Raw genomic sequence first — 3,625 nt, 5'->3', positions numbered from 1 at the left:
TGGTCGGGCCACGCGTACGACCCGACGGTCAGCGCCATCGCCGCGCACGACGCGGTCTTGCCGACCACGAACGCCCACCCGGCCAGATGTCCCCAGAAGGCGCCCAGGCGCTCGCGGCCGTAGACGTAGGTGCCGCCCGATGTCGGGTAGCGGGCGGCGAGTCGGGCCGAGGACGTCGCGTTGCAGTACGCCACCACCGCCGCCAACCCCAACGCCACCGGGAGTCCGGACCCCGCCGCGCCCGCCGCGGGCGCCGGTGCGGCGAACACGCCGGCGCCGATCATCGCCCCCAACCCGATCACGACCGCGTCGGATAGACCCAGTCGACGCGTCAAAGCACCCGCGGGTACGGGTGAGGGCGGTGTGCCCTCGCCCTCACCCGCGCCCGCAGGTGGGGACGGTGTGCCCATCCGACTCACTCCTGTGCCGAGGCCGCCGCCGCGCGGCCGATATCGCGATCCGACGTCGGCGAACGATACAAGCCGTGGCACGTCTCGCCGGCGACTCGGGGACGGCGCACGGGCGACCGGTGGGTGACCGTCTCGCGAACGCTCGGGACACCGCCGCGCGCCGGGTGTCCACGAACCGGCGAGGACTGCCCGCCCGGCCCTCACGCACGCGTCCGTCCGGCCCGCGTCTCGACGTCGACCCCCACGTGGGGCCGCTTGGGGCCCGGTTCCTACCCGCGCCCGCGCGGACGTCTCACGGCTCGACCAGCCGCAACGCCCGCATGGCGTCGTGTTCCACGCGCGCGAGGTCGCGCAGGATCGCGCCGGCGTGGACGAGGTGCGCGGCGTCGGCGGTCTCGCCCGCTCGCGCGATGGCCTCGGCCACCTCGGTCCACAGGCCGGCGGCCTCGGCGTACAACGCGTGGCCGGCACGGAGGTTGCCGTCGTCGATCAGCAGGCCGCACTCCGCGAGGAAGTCGCGGTAGAGGTTGCGAAAGAGTGCGCCGCCGGTGCCGGCCTGCTCCATGAGGCGGGCGGCCTGCGGCAGGTCTCGCCGTGGATCGTTGCTGCGGTCCAGCCATTTCGGCACCAGGCCGGCGGTCTTCTCGATGCCCCGGTAACCCAGGTTCGCGATGGGCGGGTTGAGGAACGCGTCGGCGCACGCCGTGATCGCGGGGACGATCCGATCCTGCGGAGCGGGCCGGTCGTGCGGCACGGCGAGGGTGAAGGAGCGGTTCCGGGCGGTCATCGGGCCACGCTCGGATCTCGCGTCGGCCAGGCCGGCCAGCGTCGTGGTCACCGCTCCGCCTTGCTGCTCGGTGTCCACCAGGTGGGCATGGTGTGTGTCGTATCCGTACATGGCCACCACATGGCCGCCGAAGTGCACCTTGGACCCGAAGTAGTCCAGGTGGTAGCTGTCGAGTTGCAGTCCGACCGGCCGACCCGCGTCGATCGCGGCCGTGACGTTGTGCCACGCCTTTCGTCGCGACGTCGTCTCGTGTACCACCAGCTCCAGACCCAGTTCCCCGGCCAGGTTGCGCGTGAGCTCGAACGGCTTGACCCGGCCGCCCAGGAAGGGGAAGTCCAGCCCCTTGCCGTCCCAGTGGATGTAACCGAGCCCGGAGCCGAGCCCGAACAGCATGGCCTCGGACAGATCCAGTCCCTCGTGCCGCAGCAGCACTCCCAACGCCGTGGTCTCACAGTGCTGCGCCCCGCGTGCGTCGATGCCCTCGATGACGGTCATGCCGCTGCCACCTCGTGCACCGGCAGGAGCAATCGGGTCGTCGGTTCGTCGTCGGGCGCTTCTCCCGGCGCGACGAGGTATGCCTCCCGTACGGGCGCCTGCGGCGACAGTCCACGCTCGTGGACGGCCGCGAACAGCGCGTTGTACGCCAACGGCAGCTCGGCGTAGGGCCCGATGTGCACGGTCTCGGCCACCGGTCCGCCGCGCAGTACCTCGACGTCCAGGCCGGAGGCGTGCACCACCTCCGTCATCTCCATCGCCTCTCTCGTCTGCGCCCCGATGGCGACGTGCATCCCCTCGTCCAGGTCGAGGGGGTACAGCCCCCACAGCGGCGGCGCCCACTCGGTGCCGACCGCCGCGAGGCCGGCCAGGAGCCGGCCCACGCCCGCCCCGGCTGTCGCTCCCAGTTCGGTCGGCCCGCACACCGACCGCACCACGGCAAGCCGCCGTTCCGGCTCCGTGGTGAATTTCACCGTGTATCCGGGCAATCCGCCCTGCGCCAGCCGGTCCAGCATCGCCAGCCGGGCCTGGTCACGAGCGACGCGCTCGGCCAACCGGTCCCGCTCGGCACGCAAAATGCGTGCCCGGGAGGGGGCTTCGGCGGCCAGAGCCTCCGCGATGACCACCAGCGGGAGGTCCATGTCCCGCAACAGGGCGATGGTCAGCGCGTCGCGCGCCTGCTCGGGAGCGTAGTACCGATAGCCCGTGCCGGCGTCCACTCGCGTCGGGGTCAGTAGCCCCACGTCGTCGTAGTGCCGCAACTGTTTGACGCTCAGCCGGCACAGCCGGGCAAAGCGTCCGATGGTCAGTAGTTCCTCGTGCATGCCCCCATGCTGGACCCTCCCACGATGGGAGAGTCCACCCCCGTGCACGAGCCGAGGCAGCCGAACTCCCCACCGTCGAAGGCCGGCCGGGGTCCCGGCGGGTCCGCGCATGGTCCTGTCTCGTGGGCCGTACCGGGGTTGGGCCGTTCGGCCGCGCCTTGGTCCGCCCGTCAGTCGCGCTTGCCCCGCTCGGCGCCGGCCGGACCCGTGCCGAGCGGAGGAAGCGTTCGTTCCTCGATCAGGCGGCGCAGGTCGGCGAGGGCCGCGTTCAGCCTCGCGATGTCGGCCTTGTCCGCCGTCTGGTCCTGCTCGCGCAGGCGAACGAGCAGGCTGCCGCCGGGTTCCAGGGATACCGTGCTGGTCTCCGCGACGTCGTCGCCGCCTTGCCGTCGGACCGCCACGTTCAGGTCGGCCGGGCGCAGTCCGACCCGCTTGATGGCGCGGGTGAGCCATCGCCCGTCCCGCGCCAGTACCGTGCCGGTGCCCTCCAGGAGGCGCTCCAGCCGTCCGAACCGGCTCGTCACCCGGATCAGCGCGGCGTTGACCGCGATCAGCACGGCCGCCCCGACCGCGGCACCGGTCACCGAATCGTCCGGGCCGATGACGGCGTTCTGCACGACGTTGGACAGCAACAGCATGACCACCAGGTCGAACGTGTTGACCTGCGCCAACTCCCGTTTCCCGGCGAGCCGCAACAGGATCAGGATCAGCGCGTACACCAGGACTGTGCGCAACACCTTCTCCGCGAACGGGATCCCGGCATGGAACATGTCGTGCCACATCCCCGAAGTACGACACACGCGAGGCCCGCCCACCCCACGCCGCGCTCGCCGTTCCCCACGATGGACCTACGCCTGGGCACCCGATTGCGCCGTATGGGCAGGGGCCGCAGGGCGTGCGCTACAGCAGTGGTCCGAGTGCGGCCAGGATCGTGTCCGCCAGTTCCGGTCGGCACACGAGCAGGTCCGGCAGCCGGGGGTCCGGGCGGTTGTACACGAGCGGTGAGCCGTCGACGCGCGACGTGTGCAGGCCGGCCGCCGCGGCGACGGCGACCGGCGCGGCGGAGTCCCACTCGTACTGTCCGCCCGCGTGGACGTAGGCGTCGGTCT

Annotated in this window: 4 protein-coding genes and 1 pseudogene; all 5 read right to left on the bottom strand. The window is 72.0% G+C overall.

Annotated elements, in window-relative coordinates; all coding sequences use genetic code 11:
• On the bottom strand, positions 1-410 hold a 410-nt coding region (locus GT354_RS26010), incomplete at its 3' end, for an amino acid permease (protein ID WP_161358805.1).
• 292 nt (positions 411-702) lie between these two features.
• Positions 703-1,692, bottom strand: a complete 990-nt coding sequence (locus GT354_RS26005) for a BtrH N-terminal domain-containing protein (protein ID WP_161358804.1) — start codon at positions 1,690-1,692, stop codon at positions 703-705.
• The gene (locus GT354_RS26000) at positions 1,689-2,516 is read right to left on the bottom strand and encodes a MerR family transcriptional regulator (protein ID WP_161358803.1); all 828 of its coding nucleotides are present in this window, start codon (positions 2,514-2,516) and stop codon (positions 1,689-1,691) included. The genes GT354_RS26005 and GT354_RS26000 overlap by 4 nt, the downstream gene beginning before the upstream one ends.
• A gap of 170 nt (positions 2,517-2,686) precedes the next feature.
• Positions 2,687-3,286 (bottom strand): YetF domain-containing protein, encoded by a 600-nt coding sequence (locus GT354_RS25995; RefSeq protein ID WP_237535461.1) that lies wholly within the window; start codon positions 3,284-3,286, stop codon positions 2,687-2,689.
• A gap of 130 nt (positions 3,287-3,416) precedes the next feature.
• Positions 3,417-3,625, bottom strand: a pseudogene (locus tag GT354_RS25990) (inositol monophosphatase family protein); the annotation flags it as partial.

Source organism: Streptomyces sp. SID3343 (assembly GCF_009865215.1).
Taxonomy (GTDB): Bacteria; Actinomycetota; Actinomycetes; order Streptomycetales; family Streptomycetaceae; genus Embleya.
This window is presented reverse-complemented; position numbering and strand designations above follow the sequence as displayed.